At 65.2% G+C, this 16,403-nt stretch carries 16 protein-coding genes and 1 tRNA gene; all 17 read right to left on the reverse strand.

All coding sequences use genetic code 11. The features are described 5' to 3' along the window. Position 1: 1 nt before the first annotated feature. The 17 genes from nuoN to tpiA all read right to left on the reverse strand — a co-directional run bounded on the left by nuoN (position 2) and on the right by tpiA (position 16,268). Positions 2-1,450 carry an NADH-quinone oxidoreductase subunit NuoN gene (gene nuoN / locus D107_RS0109320; RefSeq protein ID WP_018880335.1) on the reverse strand — a complete coding sequence of 483 codons (1,449 nt, stop codon included), beginning with the start codon at positions 1,448-1,450 and terminating at the stop codon, positions 2-4. Between the two features lie 13 nt (positions 1,451-1,463). Further along, positions 1,464-2,978: an NADH-quinone oxidoreductase subunit M gene (locus D107_RS0109325; RefSeq protein WP_018867798.1), complete on the reverse strand. Its 1,515-nt coding sequence runs from the start codon at positions 2,976-2,978 to the stop codon at positions 1,464-1,466. A gap of 52 nt (positions 2,979-3,030) precedes the next feature. After that, positions 3,031-5,040 (reverse strand): NADH-quinone oxidoreductase subunit L, encoded by a 2,010-nt coding sequence (nuoL, locus tag D107_RS0109330; protein WP_018881326.1) that lies wholly within the window; start codon positions 5,038-5,040, stop codon positions 3,031-3,033. Between the two features lie 6 nt (positions 5,041-5,046). After that, positions 5,047-5,352, reverse strand: coding sequence for an NADH-quinone oxidoreductase subunit NuoK (nuoK, locus tag D107_RS0109335; RefSeq protein ID WP_018141813.1), 306 nt, complete (start codon positions 5,350-5,352; stop codon positions 5,047-5,049). A gap of 99 nt (positions 5,353-5,451) precedes the next feature. Then, complete coding sequence (locus tag D107_RS0109340) at positions 5,452-6,108, reverse strand: NADH-quinone oxidoreductase subunit J (RefSeq protein WP_018877164.1); 657 nt, start codon at positions 6,106-6,108, stop codon at positions 5,452-5,454. A gap of 15 nt (positions 6,109-6,123) precedes the next feature. After that, positions 6,124-6,612: an NADH-quinone oxidoreductase subunit NuoI gene (gene nuoI, locus D107_RS0109345; RefSeq protein ID WP_018141815.1), complete on the reverse strand. Its 489-nt coding sequence runs from the start codon at positions 6,610-6,612 to the stop codon at positions 6,124-6,126. Between the two features lie 10 nt (positions 6,613-6,622). Further along, entirely contained in the window at positions 6,623-7,687 is a 1,065-nt protein-coding gene (gene nuoH / locus D107_RS0109350; RefSeq protein ID WP_018867795.1) for an NADH-quinone oxidoreductase subunit NuoH, read from the reverse strand. A 12-nt stretch (positions 7,688-7,699) separates the two neighbouring features. Continuing rightward, positions 7,700-10,099: an NADH-quinone oxidoreductase subunit NuoG gene (nuoG, locus tag D107_RS0109355; protein WP_018881327.1), complete on the reverse strand. Its 2,400-nt coding sequence runs from the start codon at positions 10,097-10,099 to the stop codon at positions 7,700-7,702. Between the two features lie 33 nt (positions 10,100-10,132). Next, complete coding sequence (gene nuoF / locus D107_RS0109360; protein ID WP_018867793.1) at positions 10,133-11,413, reverse strand: NADH-quinone oxidoreductase subunit NuoF; 1,281 nt, start codon at positions 11,411-11,413, stop codon at positions 10,133-10,135. A gap of 1 nt (position 11,414) precedes the next feature. Continuing rightward, positions 11,415-11,945, reverse strand: coding sequence for an NAD(P)H-dependent oxidoreductase subunit E (nuoE, locus tag D107_RS0109365; protein WP_012982125.1), 531 nt, complete (start codon positions 11,943-11,945; stop codon positions 11,415-11,417). Continuing rightward, positions 11,945-13,198 carry an NADH-quinone oxidoreductase subunit D gene (locus tag D107_RS0109370; protein ID WP_017941350.1) on the reverse strand — a complete coding sequence of 418 codons (1,254 nt, stop codon included), beginning with the start codon at positions 13,196-13,198 and terminating at the stop codon, positions 11,945-11,947. Before D107_RS0109370 ends, nuoE begins: the two co-directional genes overlap by 1 nt. After that, entirely contained in the window at positions 13,191-13,910 is a 720-nt protein-coding gene (locus D107_RS0109375) for an NADH-quinone oxidoreductase subunit C (RefSeq protein WP_018867791.1), read from the reverse strand. The genes D107_RS0109370 and D107_RS0109375 overlap by 8 nt, the downstream gene beginning before the upstream one ends. A gap of 17 nt (positions 13,911-13,927) precedes the next feature. Further along, on the reverse strand, positions 13,928-14,404 hold the full coding sequence (locus tag D107_RS0109380; protein ID WP_012982122.1) for an NADH-quinone oxidoreductase subunit B family protein: 477 nt from the start codon (positions 14,402-14,404) through the stop codon (positions 13,928-13,930). Continuing rightward, positions 14,395-14,751 (reverse strand): NADH-quinone oxidoreductase subunit A, encoded by a 357-nt coding sequence (locus D107_RS0109385; protein ID WP_017941353.1) that lies wholly within the window; start codon positions 14,749-14,751, stop codon positions 14,395-14,397. The genes D107_RS0109380 and D107_RS0109385 overlap by 10 nt, the downstream gene beginning before the upstream one ends. Before the next feature lie 265 nt (positions 14,752-15,016). Further along, a tRNA-Leu gene (locus tag D107_RS0109390) sits at positions 15,017-15,101 on the reverse strand. Positions 15,102-15,123: 22 nt separating this feature from the next. Beyond that, a complete protein-coding gene (secG, locus tag D107_RS0109395; RefSeq protein ID WP_018867790.1) occupies positions 15,124-15,504 on the reverse strand; it encodes a preprotein translocase subunit SecG in 381 nt (126 codons plus the stop codon). Next, positions 15,501-16,268: a triose-phosphate isomerase gene (gene tpiA, locus D107_RS0109400; RefSeq protein WP_018875888.1), complete on the reverse strand. Its 768-nt coding sequence runs from the start codon at positions 16,266-16,268 to the stop codon at positions 15,501-15,503. Before tpiA ends, secG begins: the two co-directional genes overlap by 4 nt. Between the last annotated feature and the right edge of the window lie 135 nt (positions 16,269-16,403).

Consider the following 16,403-nt stretch of genomic DNA (forward strand, 5'->3'; position numbering starts at 1 on the left):
CTTACCCAATGATTGCGTAGTGGGTGAGAGACAGCAGAAGCCCCGGGAAAATTCCCAGCAGCAGTACCGCCAGCCCGTTGATGCTGAGCGCGGTGGCCAGCGCGCCGGACGGCTGCACCGGCTCCTCGGCGCCCTCCTGCGGGTCATCGAAGAACATCATCTTGACCACGCGGAGGTAGTAGAAGGCGCCAATGATGGAGAAGATCACCGCAACGATCGCCAGCCACACCAGGTCCGCACCCACGGCCGCCTGGATCACCGCCAGCTTGGCGTAGAACCCGACGGTCGGCGGCACGCCGGCCATCGAGAACAGCAGCAACAGCATGATGAAGGCGAACCAGGGGTTACGCTTGGCCAGGCCCTTGAAGTCGTCGATCTGGTCGGCTTCATACCCCTTGCGCGACAGGAACACGATCATGCCGAAGCCACCGGCCGCGGTGATCGCGTAGACGATCACGTAGAACATCGCCGAGGCGTAGCCGCTGTCGGTCCCCGCCAGGATGCCCATGAACAGGAAACCGATATGGGCAATGGTCGAGTAGGCGAGCATGCGCTTGATACTGGTCTGCGCGATCGCAATCACGTTGCCCACCGCCAGCGACAGCACGGCCAGGATGATCAGCATCCCCTGCCAGTCCGCGTGCATCGGGCCCATGCCCTCCACCAGCAAGCGCATCAGGAAGGCGAACGCGGCGATCTTCGGCGCGGTGGCAATGAACAGCGTCACCGCCGTCGGGGCGCCGTCGTAGACATCCGGCACCCACATATGGAACGGGACCGCCCCCAGCTTGAATGCGATCGCCACCACCAGGAACACCAGGCCGAACACCAGCGGGATGTTCAGGCTGTCGTCTGCGGCCACCAGCTCGGCGGCGATCACGGCGATATCCAGCGAGCCGGTCATGCCATAGATCATCGACATGCCGTACAGCAGCAGGCCGGAGGCCAGCGCGCCCAGCACGAAGTACTTCATCGCCGCCTCGGTCGCCCGGCTGTTGTCGCGCCAGAAGGCGACCAGCGCGTAGGACGACAGCGACAGCAGCTCCAGACCCAGGTACAGGGTCAGCAGGTTGTGCCCGGAGATCATGATCATCATGCCGAGCACCGCAAACAGGCCCAGCACGTAGAACTCGCCCTTGTGGATACCGCGCTCCATCAGGTATGGACGGGCATACAGGAACACCAGGAAGCTGGTCACGTACACCGCGACCTTCAGGATGTCGGCCATCGGGTCCTTCACGAAGGTATCCGAGAAGGTCAGGACCGTCTCCGGCCCCATCAGCCACAGCGTCAGGCCGGCCGCCGCGACCAGCGTCGCCTGCACCAGGCCGTAGGTGACATCGCGCCGCGAATCCGGCAGGAACGCGTCGATCACCAGGATCAGGCACGCCATCCCGAGCACGAACATCTCGGGCACGGCGGGGAGGAAATTGGGGATCTCGAAATTCATGTCAGGCGTCCCTTCAGAGCTTCGACTGCGCGATATGCGCCACGAGGTGGTCGATGGTCGCGTTCATCACATCCAGCAGCGGCGCCGGCCACACACCCAGCAGCAGGGTGAAGAAGGCCAGCACGCCCATCAGGAAGAACTCGCGGCGGTTCATGTCGGACAGGCCGGCCACGTTGTCATTGGCCACCGCGCCGAAGATCACGCGCTTGACCAGCCACAGGGTGTAGCCCGCGGCCAGGATCAGCGTGGTCGCGGCGAGGAAGGCGATCCAGAAGTCCGCCTTGAACGCGGCCAGGATGACCATGAACTCCCCGACGAAGCCCGAGGTGCCCGGCAACCCGGTGTTGGCCATCGCGAACAGCACGAAGAACGCGGCGAACCACGGCATGGTGTTCACCACACCACCGTAGTCGGCGATCTGCCGGCTGTGCAGGCGGTCGTACAGCACGCCCACCGCGAGGAACATCGCCGCCGAGATGAAGCCGTGCGAGATCATCTGCACCATGCCGCCGGCAATACCCAGCGAGGCCCCCTCCCAGTCACCGGTGTTGGAGTAGATGTAGAAGGCGAGGAAGAAGCCCAGGGTCACAAAACCCATGTGCGCGATCGACGAATAGGCGATCAGCTTCTTCATGTCGCTCTGGATCAGCGCCACCACGCCGATGTACACGATCGCGATCAGCGACAGCACGATCATCAGCGTATCCAGCACCGCGCTGGCATCCGGGGTAATCGGCAGCGAGAAGCGCAGGAAGCCGTAGCCCCCGATCTTCAGCATGATCGCGGCCAGGATCACCGAGCCGCCGGTGGGCGCCTCCACGTGCGCATCCGGCAGCCAGGTATGTACCGGGAACATCGGGATCTTCACCGCGAACGCCATGAAGAACGCGAGGAAGATCAGGATCTGCGCGGTCATGCCGATCTGCAGGGCATGGAAGTCCTGGATCAGGAAGCTGCCGGACTGGATGTACATCCAGATCAGCGCGACCAGCATGAACACCGATCCGAGGAAGGTATAGAGGAAGAACTTCAGCGTCGCATAGACGCGCCGCGGCCCGCCCCAGATCCCGATCACCAGGAACATCGGGATCAGCATCGCCTCGAAGAACACGTAGAACAGCACCGCGTCCATCGCCGCGAACATGCCGATCATCAGGCCTTCCATCACCAGCATCGCGGCCATGTAGTAGGCGATGCGGTCCTTCACCGATTCCCAGGCCGCCACCACGACCACCACGGTGATCAGCGTGGTCAGCAGGATCAGCGGCATGGAGATCCCGTCCACACCCAGGTGGTAGTTCACATTGAACGCGGGAATCCACGAGGCCAGCTCCTGGAACTGCATCTCGGCGGTGCCACGCTCGAACGCGAACCACAGCGGCAGACTGGCCACAAAGGTCGCCACGGCCACCGCGAGCCCGAGCCGCCGCGCGACATGGGGCGCGTCGCGCCCGGCGGCCAGCACCAGGAAGCCGCCGAGAATCGGCAGCCAGATCAACAGACTCAAGATAGGCCAGTCAGCAAACATGGTCGTTCCTTGAAACAGCGATGGGCTTCGAGCGCATGGGTGTCGAAGCCGCTCAGATCACGTAGGCGAACATCAGGACCAGCAGGCCGATGATCATCACGAACGCATAGTGGTAGAGGAAGCCGGACTGCATGTGGCGGATGCGCGCGGCGATCCAGCCGACCGAGCGCGCGGTCCCGTTGACCAGCAGCCCGTCGATGATCAGCGCGTCACCGTAGCGCCACAGCGCACGGCCCAGCCGGACGGTCCCGCCGGCGAAAAACCAGTCGTTGAAGCGGTCGAAGCCATACTTGTCCTCGAGGATGCGCACGCCCAGTTTCAGCCGTTCGGCGATCACGCCCGGCAGCTCGGGCCGCTTCATGTACAGGTACCAGGCCGTCGCCAGGCCGGCCATCGCGAGCCAGAACGCGGGCAGCATCAGGCCGTGCAGGACGAAGCCGATCACCCCGGTGTAGGTCTCGCCCTTGGTCGCGAGCACGTCCTGCTCCGGCAGCACGAACAGGCTGTCGGCGAAGAAGTCGCCGAACAGCATCGGGCCGATGAAGTAGCCGGCCACCACGGACGGGATCGCCAGCAGCACCAGCGGAACAGTCACCACCCACGGCGATTCCTTCGGCTGCAGCGGTCCGTGGTGATGATCGTCACCATGTTCGTCGTCGTGGTCATCGCCATGGTCGGGCATGTACTTGTGCGCCTGGTCATAGCGCTCCTCGCCGTGGAACACCATGAAGAACATGCGGAAGGTGTACAGCGCGGTCACGAACACCCCGGCCAGCACCAGCCAGTAGGCAAAGGCCGCCCCCGGGATCTGCGAGTAGCCGACCGCCTCGATGATCGCGTCCTTGGAGAAGAACCCGGAGAAAAACGGGAATCCGATCAGCGCCAGCGAGCCGATCAGCGCGGTCACGTAGGTGACCGGCATGTGCCGGCGCAGCCCGCCCATCGCACGCATGTCCTGCAGGTGGTGCATCGCGATGATCACCGAGCCGGCAGCCAGGAACAGCAGCGCCTTGAAGAAGGCGTGCGTCATCAGGTGGAACAACCCGGCGGCGTAGGCCGAGGCCCCCAGCGCCACGGTCATGTAGCCCAGCTGCGACAGCGTCGAATACGCGACCACGCGCTTGATGTCATTCTGCACGAGCCCGATCAGGCCCATGAAGAACGCGGTGATCGCCCCGATGATCAGGATGAACGACAGCGCCGGGACGGAGAACTCGTACAGGGGCGACATGCGCGCCACCATGAAGATCCCCGCGGTCACCATGGTCGCCGCGTGGATCAGCGCGGAGATCGGGGTCGGACCCTCCATGGAGTCCGGCAGCCAGACGTGCAGCGGCACCTGGGCGGACTTACCCATCGCACCGATGAACAGGAAGATCAGCGCCAGATCCAGCAGACCGAAGGTCCAGCCCGGCCAGATGGTGATGGTCGCATCCCGCATCGACTCGGCTTCGGCAAACACCTCGGTGTAGTTCAGGCTGCCGGCGTAGAACACCAGCGCGGCGATCCCGATCAGGAACCCGAAGTCCCCCACCCGGTTCACGATGAACGCCTTCATGTTGGCGTAGATCGCGGTCGGGCGCTTGTACCAGAAGCCGATCAGCAGGTAGGAGACCAGACCCACAGCCTCCCAGCCGAAGAACAGCTGCATGAAGTTGTTCGCCATCACCAGCATCAGCATGGAGAAGGTGAACAGCGAGATGTAGGCGAAGAAGCGCTGGTAACCCGGATCGTCCTGCATGTAGCCGATGGTGTAGATGTGCACCATCAGCGACACGAAGGTGACCACCAGCATCATCATCGCGGTCAGGTTGTCGACCAGGAATCCGACCTCGAACTGGATGCCGTCGGAGACCATCCAGGTGTAGACGGTCTCGTTGTAGACCCCGGCATCCCCGAACACGTGGGCCCAGAACACCACCACGGACAGGATGAACGAGATCGCCACCCCCAGGATGGTGACGCTGTGCGCGCCGGTACGCCCGATCTGGCGGCCGAACAGCCCGGCGGCAATCGCGCCGAACAGCGGCGCCAGAACGATAAGCAGATAGATCGTATCCATGGCCCGTTATCCCTTCATTGCGTCCATGTCCTGGACGTTGATGGTTCCGCGGTTACGGAACAGCAACACCAGGATGGCGAGGCCGATGGCCGCCTCGGCCGCGGCGACGGTCAGGATGAAGAACACGAACACCTGGCCCGCGAGGTCCTGCAGGAAGAACGAGAAGGCGATGAAGTTGATGTTGACCGCGAGCATCATCAGCTCGATGCACATCAACAGCACGATCACGTTTTTCCGATTCAGGAAGATCCCGGCCACGCTGATGGAAAACAAAAGCGCGGCCAGCACCAGGTAGTGCTCTAGCGTAATCATGTTCTAGCCCTGAGTTCTTTCGGGGGCGGCTTCCGCCCCCGGTGTCCGGGTCCCGCCGCGCGCGGCCGGGATCCCCGATTGGGATTGCACTCGGTTTGCCTACTTGGATTCGTCCTCGCCGCCCGGCGCATCGGCCCCGGACCCCTGCCCACCCCGGCGCGGGGCCTTCTTCTTCTCCGACGCCATGGTGACCATGCGCACGCGACCCTCGCGCGAGACCGCCATCTGCTTGCCCGGATCGATGGACTTGTTGTCCGGACGCTTGCGCATGGTCAGCGAGATCGCGGCGATGATCGCGACCAGCAGGATCACCGCGGCAATCTCGAACGGATACACGTATTCGGTGTACAGGATCGCGCCCAGGGCCTCGGTATTGGCGTACTCGGGCCCGGCGCGTTCCGGGACGTCCATGGTGATGTAGCGGGTGATCACCAGCACCAGCACGGTGGCCATGGCCAGCGCGACCACGATGCCCACCGGCAGGTACTCGGTGAAGCCCTCGCGCAGCTTGGCCAGGTTGATGTCCAGCATCATCACCACGAACAGGAACAGCACCATCACCGCGCCGACGTACACCAGCACCAGCACGATACCGAGGAACTCGGCCTCCGCCAGCAACCACAGGGCGGCGGCCGCCACGAAACACAGCACCAGGAACAGCGCGGCATGTACCGGGTTGCGCACACTGATCATGGCCAGCGCGCCGCCCAGCAGGATCGCGCCGAACAGATAGAAAAGGACGAGCTCGAAGGTCATGAGGCGTTCCCTGCGTTACCGGTAGGGGGCATCGACCGCGCGCGCCTGCGCGATCTCTTTTTCGAAGCGATCACCAATGGCCAGGAGCTTGTCCTTGGTCATGATCTGCTCGCCCCGGTTCTCGAAGTGGTACTCGAAGATGTGCGTCTCGACGATGGAATCCACCGGGCAGGCCTCCTCGCAGAAGCCGCAGAAGATGCACTTGAACAGGTCGATGTCATAGCGCGTGGTGCGGCGCGTGCCGTCGGCGCGCTCCTCGGAATCGATGGTGATCGCCAGCGCCGGGCAGACCGCCTCGCACAGCTTGCAGGCGATGCAGCGCTCTTCCCCATTGGGGTAGCGGCGCAGGGCATGCAGGCCCCGGAAACGCGGCGACATCGGAGTCTTCTCGTCCGGGTACTGCACGGTGAACTTGCGACTCAGCAGGTAGCGCCCGGTCAGGCGCAGCCCCAGCAGCAGCTCGAAGAACAGGAAACTCTTGAAGAAACGGCGCACGGCTTTCATCTCGAACTCCTCACGCGAACCACGGGCCGACGTTGAAGGCGACCAGCACGCCCTCGACGAACAACCAGACGATGGTCACCGGGATCAGGACCTTCCAGCCCAGGCGCATGATCTGGTCATAGCGATAGCGCGGGAAGGTGGCGCGGAACCACAGGAAGGCGAACAGGAAGATCGCGGTCTTGAACAGGAACCAGTGGATCCCGTGATCCAGCAACGAACCGATCACCGGCAGATCGAAGGCGGCCGCCGGCAGGATCCCCTGGAACGGCGACAGCCAGCCGCCGAGGAACAGGATCGCGGTCAGCGCCGAGATCAGGATCATGTTGGCATATTCCGCGAGGAAGAACACCGCGAACGCCATGCCCGAGTATTCCACATGGAAACCCGCGACGATCTCGGACTCGCCTTCCGCGACGTCGAACGGGGCGCGGTTGGTCTCCGCGATCCCGGAGATGAAATACACGAAGAACATCGGCAGCAGCGGGAGCAGGAACCAGTGGTACATGCTCCCCGACTGCGCCTCGATAATCCCGCCCACGTTCAGGGTGCCGGCGGCCATCAGCACCCCGACCAGGGCAAAGCCCATCGCGATCTCGTAGGACACCAGCTGCGCGGCCGAACGCAGCGAACCCAGCAGCGCGTATTTCGAGTTCGAGGCCCAGCCGGCGATGATGATGCCGTACACACCCAGCGAGGTCAGCGCCAGCAGGTACAGGAGTCCGGCATTCACATCCGCCAGCGCCCCGCCCTCGAAGAACGGCACCACCGCCCAGGCGGCCAGGGCCGGGGCGATCGTCAGTACCGGCGCGCTCAGGAACAGAAAGCGGTTGGCGTTGGTCGGGAGGATGACCTCCTTGGTCAGCAGCTTCAGCGCATCCGCGATCGGCTGCAGCCAGCCCCGCGGGCCGACCCGGTTCGGGCCCACCCGCACGTGGGCGTAGCCAATCACCTTGCGCTCGGCAAAGGTGGTGTAGGCCACGGCCAGCATCAGCGGGATCACGATCAGCTGAATGCCGATCAGGATCTGCATCACGGTCGGCAGGCTGTAGAAGAGGTTCATCATCCAGTCGAACATGTCTTAAGTCCCTCAGGCCCGCGCCAGCGCGACCGTGGTGTTCGGCAGGCCGAGGGCCCCCATCGCCGCGGAGCCCGCGAAGGTCACGGCCAGGCCCGGCGGTACCGAATCGTCCAGCAGCAGGGTCAGTTCCGTCTCGGCCTTGCCCTGACGCAGCCGCACGCGACTGCCGTGGGCATGCCCGCCGGCGGAGTCGGGGTGCACCAGCACGCTCTCCGCCAGTTGCCCCTCGGGGCTGGTCTGCAACGGCTCGGCGCGGCGAAGCAGCGGATCGCCGCTGTAGAGAGCGGCCGCCTGCACGCGCAGAAGGCCCTCGCCGCTGCCGGCCTCGGGCAGTTCCACATGCACCTTGTTCAGGTTGACGCCCGTGTCGAAGCTGGCATCGGCCAGCTGCCCCTTCAGCTCGTCCCGCACCGCAGGCGAGTCGAGATAATCGAAGCCGGCCTGCTCCAGCAGGTTGCCCAGCACACGCCACACCTTCCACCCGGGGCGCGCGTCATCCGGCGTGCGCGCGGCGGCGCGGAAGCTCTGCCAGCGACCCTCGGCGTTCACGAAGGTTCCGGAGTGCTCGAAGCTGGTGGCGATCGGCAGCAGAACATCGGCGACCGCCTCGAGGTCCTCGTTCGCGAAACTGGTGAGTGCGACGACCAGCCCGGCCTGTTGCAGGGCCGCGCGGAAGGCGACCGGGTCGGCGCCGTCACGCCCCGGCTCGAGCCCGGCGATCACGAAGGCGTCGCGGCCCTGTTCCAGCATCGCGGCGGCATCGGCGCCGGCAGTCTCCAGCTCGCGGCCGGCCGGACCGCGATGCGGCAGTACACCCGCGAGCCATGCGCCCCCGGCATTGGCGCCCTGCGGGAGGTAGCCCAGGCTCGCCCCGGTATGCTTGGCGATCCAGCCGGCCAGGGCCCGCAACGTGGAGAAGGCCGGCCCCTGCATCGCGGCAGCCCCGAGCAGGACGTGACCCTGCTTCGCGTCCAGCAGGGCCCGCGCGGCGCGTTCGAAGGCCTCGCGCGTGGCGGGGTCGTCGGTCTCGGCCGCCTTGACGACCTTTTCCAGCTTCTTCGGCAGCGCCTTGCCGGCCGCGGCGATCTGTCCGGCGACCCCGGCCAGCGCCAGCACCTGGTCGTGCGCGTCACCGACCAGCTGGGCCTGCACCGGATAGGTCAGATCCAGCAGCATGTCGTTGATCAGGCTGACCCGGGCACCACGCGAGGCGGCCTTGCGCAGGCGGTGCGCAATCAGCGGCTGCTCGCGACGCGGGTTGCTGCCGACCAGCAGGACGCCATCGGCGTTTTCCAGATCGCCGATCGCGGCACCCAGATAGGGGAACAGCGGCGCTGCGGCCTCGTCGCGGAAATCGCGCTGGTTCACGCGGTGATCGATATCGGTCACACCCATGCCGCGCAGCACCTTCTGCGCGAGATAGTGCTCCTCCAGCGAGAGCGAAGGCGACAACAGGGCGCCGATGCGCTCCGGAGCGACCTCTTTGAGGCCCTCGACCGCATAGCTCAGCGCGGTCTCCCAGGAGACCTCCTGCCACTGGCCATCGACCTTGATGCGCGGACGGGTCAGGCGATCCTCGGCGTACAGGCCCGTGTAGCTGAAACGGTCGCGGTCGGAGATCCAGGTCTCGTTGACGGCCTCGTTCTCGCGCGGGACCACGCGCATCGCGCGGCCGTCATCGGTATGCAGGAACAGGTTGGAGCCCACGGCATCGTGCGGGGCAATGGTGGCGGCCTGGGCATATTCCCAGGCACGCGCGCCATAGCGCGACGGCTTGGCGGTCAGCGCGCCCACCGGGCACAGGTCGATCACGTTGCCCGACAGCTCGTGGGCGACGGTCTTCTCGACGTAGGTGCCGATGCGCATGTGCTCGCCGCGCCCGGTCGCCCCCAGCTCGCGCACCCCGGCGATCTCCTCGCCGAAGCGCACACAGCGGGTGCAGTGGATGCAGCGGGTCATCTCGGTCTCGATCAGCGGACCGATGTCCTTGTCCTTCACCACGCGCTTGGCCTCGGTGTAGGTGGACACGCTCTCGCCGTAGCCCATGGCCACGTCCTGCAGCTCGCACTCGCCGCCCTGATCGCAGATCGGGCAATCCAGCGGGTGGTTGATCAGCAGGAACTCCATGGTCCCCTTCTGCGCGCGCAGCGCCAGCGGGGACTGGGTGTACACCTTCATCCCGTCCATCACGGGCGTCGCACAGGCCGGCAGCGGCTTCGGCGCCTTCTCCACCTCCACCAGGCACATGCGGCAGTTGGCCGCCACCGACAGCTTCTTGTGATAGCAGAAGCGCGGGATGCGGATATCGGCATCATCGGCGACGTCGATGAGCATGGCGCCCTTGGGCGCCTCCACCGTACGGCCGTCAATCTCGATGCTGACCAGATCCTGTTTCTGATCCTGACTCATGCTCGATTCCTGATGCGATGGCGCGGTAGAGCGTCAGGCGGCGTCTGCCACCGGGCTCCGGCCGTGCTGGATGTAGTATTCGAATTCGTGGCGGAAGTGCTTGACGAAGCTGCGCACCGGCATGGCCGCGGCGTCGCCCAGGGCGCAGATGGTGTGCCCCTCGATCTTGCTCGCCACGTCGTCCAGGCGTTCCAGGTCCTCGGGACGGCCCTGGCCTTCCACGATGCGGGTCAGCATGCGGTAGAGCCAGCCGGTCCCCTCGCGGCAGGGCGTGCACTGGCCGCAGGACTCGGAGAAGTAGAAACGCGAGATGCGCTGCAGGGCCTTGACCATGTCGGCGGTCTCGTCCATCACGATCACCGCGCCGGAACCCAGCATGGAGCCGGCATGGGCGATGGAGTCGAAGTCCATGTTGGCCTGCAGCATCACGTCGCCCGGGACCACCGGCACCGAGGAGCCGCCCGGGATCACCGCCTTCAGCTTGCGGCCGTTCAGCACCCCGCCGGCCATCTCGAGGAGATCCTTGAACGGCGTGCCCAGCGGGATCTCGTAGTTGCCCGGCTTGTTCACATGCCCGGAGACGGAGAACAGCTTCTCGCCACCCGACTTGGGCACGCCGAGATCCGCGAACCACTGGCCACCATTCCGAATGATGGACGGGATGGACGCCAGCGACTCGGTGTTGTTGATCGTGGTCGGCTTGCCGTACAGACCGAAGTTGGCCGGGAACGGCGGCTTGAAGCGCGGCTGGCCCTTCTTGCCCTCCAGCGACTCCAGCAGGGCCGTCTCCTCGCCACAGATGTAGGCGCCCGCGCCCAGCGACGGGTGGAGATCGAAGTCGACCCCGGACCCGAAGATATCCTTGCCCAGATAGCCGGCCTCGTAGGCCTCTTTCAGCGCCGCGGTGAAGCGCGTGTTCACCTCGTCCATGAACTCGCCGCGCATGTAGTTGTAGCCCACGGTCGCGCCAATCGCGTAGCCGGCGATCGCCATGCCCTCGATCAGGGCATGCGGGTTGTACATCAGGATCTCGCGGTCCTTGCAGGTGCCCGGCTCGGATTCGTCCGAATTGCAGACGATGTACTTCTGGCCCGGGGTGTTGCGCGGCATGAAGGACCATTTGAGCCCGGTCGGGAAGCCCGCGCCGCCGCGGCCGCGCAGGTTGGAGGTCTTGACCTCCTCGATCACGTCCTCGGGGGCCATCTTGCCCTTGTAGACCTTCTCCAGCGCCTGGTAGCCGCCGACGCTCTTGTAGGTCTCGAGCGAGGCCGGATCGTCCAGGTAGCGGGTCGCAAAGCAGATCTGGTTGGCCATGCTACTTCTCCAGACCGTCGAGGATCTCGTCGACCTTCTCGGGCGTGAGATTCTCGTAGTAGACGTGATCCACCTGCATCATCGGGGCGCCACAGCAGGCCGCCAGGCACTCCTCTTCCATCTTCAGGTAGAACTTGCCGTCCGGCGTGCTCTCGCCGAGCTTGATGCCGAGACGGTTCTCCAAGTGCTCGATGATCTGCTCCGAGCCGCGCAGCATGCAGGAGATGTTGTTGCACACCATGATCGTGTGCTTGCCGACCGGCTCCAGCTCGTACATCGAGTAGAACGAGCCCACCTCGTAGACCGCGATCGCCGGCAGGCCGAGGTACTCGGCGACGGCGTCCATTTTGGCGGTGGAGAGATAGCCATCCTCGTGCTGCACCGCGCGCAGGGCGCCCAGCACCGCAGAGCGCTTCTGGTCTTCGGGATAGCGCGCCAGCCAGGCGTCGATCTCTTCGCGCTCGTGGTCGCTGAGCTCCACCTTCTTGCCGGCGGGCTTGTGGAAGGCGACGGTTTTCTGTTCGGCAGCCATCAGCGGTCGATCTCCCCGAATACGATGTCCTGGGTCCCGATAATGGCGACCACATCGGCCAGCATGTGGCCGCGCGCCATCTCGTCCAGCGCGGACAGGTGCACAAAGCCCGGCGGACGGACCTTCAGGCGATAGGGCTTGTTGGAACCATCCGAGACCAGATACACCCCGAACTCGCCCTTCGGATGCTCCACCGCGGCGTAGGCCTCGCCTTCCGGCAGGCACATGCCCTCGGTGAACAGCTTGAAGTGGTGGATCAGGGCCTCCATGTCGGCCTTCATCTCCTCGCGCTTCGGCGGGGTGATCTTGTGATCCTCCAGCAGCACCGGGCCCGGGTTCTGGCGCAGCCAGTCCACGCACTGACGGATGATGCGGTTGGACTGGCGCATCTCCTCGATGCGCACCAGATAGCGGTCGTAGCAGTCGCCGTTGACGCCCACCGGGATATCGAAATCGAGGCGGTCATAGACCTCGTAGGGCTGCTTCTTGCGCAGGTCCCACTCGATGCCGGAGCCGCGCAGCATCGGGCCGGTGAAGCCCAGCTGCTTGGCGCGGTCGGGATCGACCACGCCGATGCCCACGGTGCGCTGCTTCCAGATCCGGTTGTCAGTCAGCAGGGTCTCGTATTCGTCCACGCAGCCGGGGAAGCGCTCGGTGAAGGCCTCGATGAAGTCCAGCAGCGAGCCCTGGCGGATTTTATTCAGGTCATCCACCACTTCCTGGGATTTCCAGGAGGACGGCTGATACTTGGGCATCGTGCCCGGCAGGTCGCGCGCCACGCCGCCCGGACGGTAATAGGTCGCGTGCATGCGCGCACCCGAGACCGCCTCGTAGCAGTCCATCAGGTCCTCGCGCTCGCGGAAGGCATACAGGAACACCGCCATCGCGCCGATATCCAGCGCATGCGCACCCAGCCACATCAGGTGATTCAGGATGCGGGTGATCTCGTCGAACATTACCCGGATGTACTGCGCCCGCAGCGGGGCCTCGATGCCCAGCAGCTTCTCCATCGCCAGCACGTAGCCGTGCTCGTTGGCCATCATCGACACGTAGTCGAGACGGTCCATATAGCCGATGGACTGGTTGTAGGGCTTGCTCTCGGCGAGCTTCTCGGTGCCGCGATGGAGCAGACCGATATGCGGGTCGGCGCGCTGCACGACCTCGCCGTCCATCTCCAGCACCAGACGCAGCACGCCGTGGGCGGACGGATGCTGCGGCCCGAAGTTCAGGGTGAAGTTGCGAATCTCAGGCATTCTCGGCTCCTTCGCCCGGCTTCTCGCCCTCGCTGTAGCGATGGTCGTCGCGGATCACCTTGGGCACCAGCACGCGGGGCTCGATGGTCACTGGCTGGTACACCACGCGCGCCTGTTCGGCGTCGTAACGCATCTCGACGTGGCCGATCAGCGGGAAGTCCTTGCGGAACGGGTGGCCGACAAAGCCGTAGTCGGTGAGGATGCGGCGCAGGTCCGGGTGCCCGGAGAACAGGATGCCGAACAGATCGAAGGCCTCGCGCTCGAACCAGTTGGCCGAGGCCCAGACCTCCACCAGCGACTCGATCTCGGGAAATTCCTCATCGTCCAGCCAGGCCCGCATGCGGACGCGGCGGTTGTGCGCCACCGACAGGAGGTGGGCCACCACGGTGAAGCGCGGCCCGTCCCAGTTGGAATCTTCCGGCGCGTCATCGAAGGTGAAGCGCCCCGAGGTCGCAGCCTCGACTCCCCGGGAGAAGCCCGTATTGGTAGCGGAATCGGTACCCCACTCGTCCTGGCCGTATTCGAGGTAATCCACCCCGCACAGGTCGATCAGGATCTCGAAACCCAGCGCATCACGGAGCTTCTCGCCCGCCTCGCGCCAGGACCCGGGCGTGATATCGACGGTGATCTCGTCGTTCGCCTCGTGCAGGCTTTCCAGGGCATCGCCCAGTTCCGCCCGCAGGGCGTCGATCCAGTTGTCTTGTTCAGCCATCGGAAACCCCGGGTGCGTCAGCGCGCGATGGTGTTCGTGCGCCGGATCTTGTTCTGCAGCTGGATGATGCCGTAGAGCAGCGCCTCGGCCGTCGGCGGGCAGCCCGGCACGTAGACATCCACCGGCACGATGCGGTCGCAGCCGCGCACGACGGCGTAGGAGTAGTGGTAGTACCCGCCCCCGTTGGCACAGGAGCCCATGGAGATCACCCAGCGCGGCTCGGGCATCTGGTCGTAGACCTTGCGCAGGGCCGGGGCCATCTTGTTGACCAGGGTGCCGGCGACGATCATCACGTCCGACTGGCGCGGACTGGGCCGGAAGATAATCCCGAAGCGGTCGAGGTCATAGCGCGCCGCACCGGCGTGCATCATCTCCACCGCGCAGCACGCCAGGCCGAAGGTCATCGGCCACAGGGAGCCGGTACGGGCCCAGTTGATGAGCTTGTCCGCCGAGGTCGTGACGAAGCCCTTTTCAAGAACGCCTTCTATTCCCATTCCAGCGCCCCCTTCTTCCACTCGTAAATGAAACCGACCACCAGAATGACGAGAAACAGCGCCATCGCAAGAAGCCCGAACAGGCCAATGGTGTCTAGCGACACTGCCCACGGGAACAGGAAGGCGATCTCCAGATCGAAGATGATGAACAGGATCGCCACCAGGTAGAAGCGCACATCAAACTTGAGCCGCGAGTCCTCGAAGGCCTCGAAGCCGCACTCGTAGGGCGAGTTCTTGGCGGCGTCCGGCTTGCGCGGACCCACCGCCATACCGACGATCAGCGGTACGATCCCGATCACGATGCCCACTGCGATGAACAGCAGGATGGGTAGATAACCTTCCAGCATTTCTCTCTCCCGTACGCCGCCTCTGGCGGGCAGGTTCGCGAGGCGTCGCGTGGATCGGGCGCGCCGGCGAGCCGTTCAGCGTTGCTGGTTGAAAGCGCGGGTACGGACCGCCCTCGTGGAGACGAGACAGGACCGCACACCGGGCACGGAGTCTAGGTGATGCCCAAAAACGGTGTCAAGTATTCGTAATTTTATAAGACGCTGATTTTATTGTTATTTGGCCCGGGCACTCAGGAACAGAGAGCAACCCGGGCCATCCAGAATTTGGTGCAGATGGTGGGACTCGAACCCACACGGCTTGCGCCACTACCCCCTCAAGATAGCGTGTCTACCAATTCCACCACATCTGCCGTTTGGTACAGGTACCCGGGATCAGTCGGGCACGTCGGCCGGCCGGCCGGATTGCGGGGTATCGCCCGCGGGCTCCTGCCCCGGGACCACCTCGCGCGGAAGATCCGGCGGACCGTCACCTTCCTCTTCCATGGCCTCCATCTGGTCCAGCAGGCTCTCGGCCTCCGGGCTGGAGGCGGCCAGATAGGCCAGTGTCAGGCTATTCAGGAAGAACACCACCGCCAGAAACGCGGTCGAACGGCTCAGAAAGTTGGCCGAACCGGCCGCCCCGAACACCGTTGCCGAAGCCCCGCTGCCGAAGGCGGCGCCGGCATCGGCCCCTTTGCCGTGCTGCATCAGGATCAGCGCGATCAGGCCGATCGAGACCGCGACCTGGACAACCAGGAGCAGGCCGTAAATCATGCTGCGACTCGCTCGCCCGCGGCACGGACGATGGCGGTGAACCCGTCGGCATCCAGCGAGGCGCCGCCGATGAGACCGCCGTCGATATCCTCCAGCGCCAGCAGCCCGGATGCATTGTCGGCCTTCATGCTGCCGCCGTAGAGAATGCGCAGCTCCGCGGCGATGCGCGGGTCGCGGCCGGCGACGCGATTTCGGATGAAGGCATGCACCTCCTGGGCCTGTTCCGGCGTGGCGGTCAGCCCGGTGCCGATCGCCCAGACCGGCTCGTAGGCCACCACGGCACTGGCGAAGGCCTCGACCCCGGCCGCGTCCAGCACCGCATCCAGCTGCTCGGCCACGACGCTCTCGGTACGGCCACCCTCGCGGTCGTCCTTCTGCTCGCCGACACACAGGATCGGAATCAGGCCGGCCGCCTGGGCCGCAACGAATTTCGCGGCCACCCAGGCACTGTCCTCGTTCTGCCGCTCACGGCGCTCGGAGTGCCCGACGATCACGTAACGGCAGCCGACCTCGGCCAGCATGGCGCCGGCCAGTTCGCCGGTGTAGGCGCCCTTCTCCTGGTCCGAGCAATCCTGGGCACCCACCGCAATGGGGCCGCCCGAGAGGTCGTCGGCGATTTCGGCGAGGTAGACCGCGGGCGGACACACCGCCACGTCCACGCCCCGGATATCGCCCAGGCTGCCCTTCAGGGCGCTCAGGAGCGCGCGGTTCGCGTCCCGCGAACCGTTCATCTTCCAGTTTCCGGCGACCAGCGGCGTGCGCATGCGGATCTTCCTCCTGCGGTCGGACGCACCCCATGGATAGACGGGGTCCGATCATGATGATTAGAGCGGCGGGATGTTACCGGCGCACCGGGAGCAAATCAACCAAGCCGGCACGCGCCACGCCGGCGGCGCCCG

Source organism: Thioalkalivibrio sp. ALE30 (assembly GCF_000377465.1).
In the GTDB taxonomy this organism is placed as follows: Bacteria; Pseudomonadota; Gammaproteobacteria; order Ectothiorhodospirales; family Ectothiorhodospiraceae; genus Thioalkalivibrio.

Bases quoted from the DNA above. Each gene is read 5' to 3' on its own strand.
- nuoN (WP_018880335.1), bottom strand. From the start codon at position 1,450: ATGAATTTCGAGATCCCCAATTTCCTCCCCGCCGTGCCCGAGATGTTC.
- D107_RS0109325 (WP_018867798.1), bottom strand. From the start codon at position 2,978: ATGTTTGCTGACTGGCCTATCTTGAGTCTGTTGATCTGGCTGCCGATT.
- nuoL (WP_018881326.1), bottom strand. From the start codon at position 5,040: ATGGATACGATCTATCTGCTTATCGTTCTGGCGCCGCTGTTCGGCGCG.
- nuoK (WP_018141813.1), bottom strand. From the start codon at position 5,352: ATGATTACGCTAGAGCACTACCTGGTGCTGGCCGCGCTTTTGTTTTCC.
- D107_RS0109340 (WP_018877164.1), bottom strand. From the start codon at position 6,108: ATGACCTTCGAGCTCGTCCTTTTCTATCTGTTCGGCGCGATCCTGCTG.
- nuoI (WP_018141815.1), bottom strand. From the start codon at position 6,612: ATGAAAGCCGTGCGCCGTTTCTTCAAGAGTTTCCTGTTCTTCGAGCTG.
- nuoH (WP_018867795.1), bottom strand. From the start codon at position 7,687: ATGTTCGACTGGATGATGAACCTCTTCTACAGCCTGCCGACCGTGATG.
- nuoG (WP_018881327.1), bottom strand. From the start codon at position 10,099: ATGAGTCAGGATCAGAAACAGGATCTGGTCAGCATCGAGATTGACGGC.
- nuoF (WP_018867793.1), bottom strand. From the start codon at position 11,413: ATGGCCAACCAGATCTGCTTTGCGACCCGCTACCTGGACGATCCGGCC.
- nuoE (WP_012982125.1), bottom strand. From the start codon at position 11,945: ATGGCTGCCGAACAGAAAACCGTCGCCTTCCACAAGCCCGCCGGCAAG.
- D107_RS0109370 (WP_017941350.1), bottom strand. From the start codon at position 13,198: ATGCCTGAGATTCGCAACTTCACCCTGAACTTCGGGCCGCAGCATCCG.
- D107_RS0109375 (WP_018867791.1), bottom strand. From the start codon at position 13,910: ATGGCTGAACAAGACAACTGGATCGACGCCCTGCGGGCGGAACTGGGC.
- D107_RS0109380 (WP_012982122.1), bottom strand. From the start codon at position 14,404: ATGGGAATAGAAGGCGTTCTTGAAAAGGGCTTCGTCACGACCTCGGCG.
- D107_RS0109385 (WP_017941353.1), bottom strand. From the start codon at position 14,751: ATGCTGGAAGGTTATCTACCCATCCTGCTGTTCATCGCAGTGGGCATC.
- secG (WP_018867790.1), bottom strand. From the start codon at position 15,504: ATGATTTACGGCCTGCTCCTGGTTGTCCAGGTCGCGGTCTCGATCGGC.
- tpiA (WP_018875888.1), bottom strand. From the start codon at position 16,268: ATGCGCACGCCGCTGGTCGCCGGAAACTGGAAGATGAACGGTTCGCGG.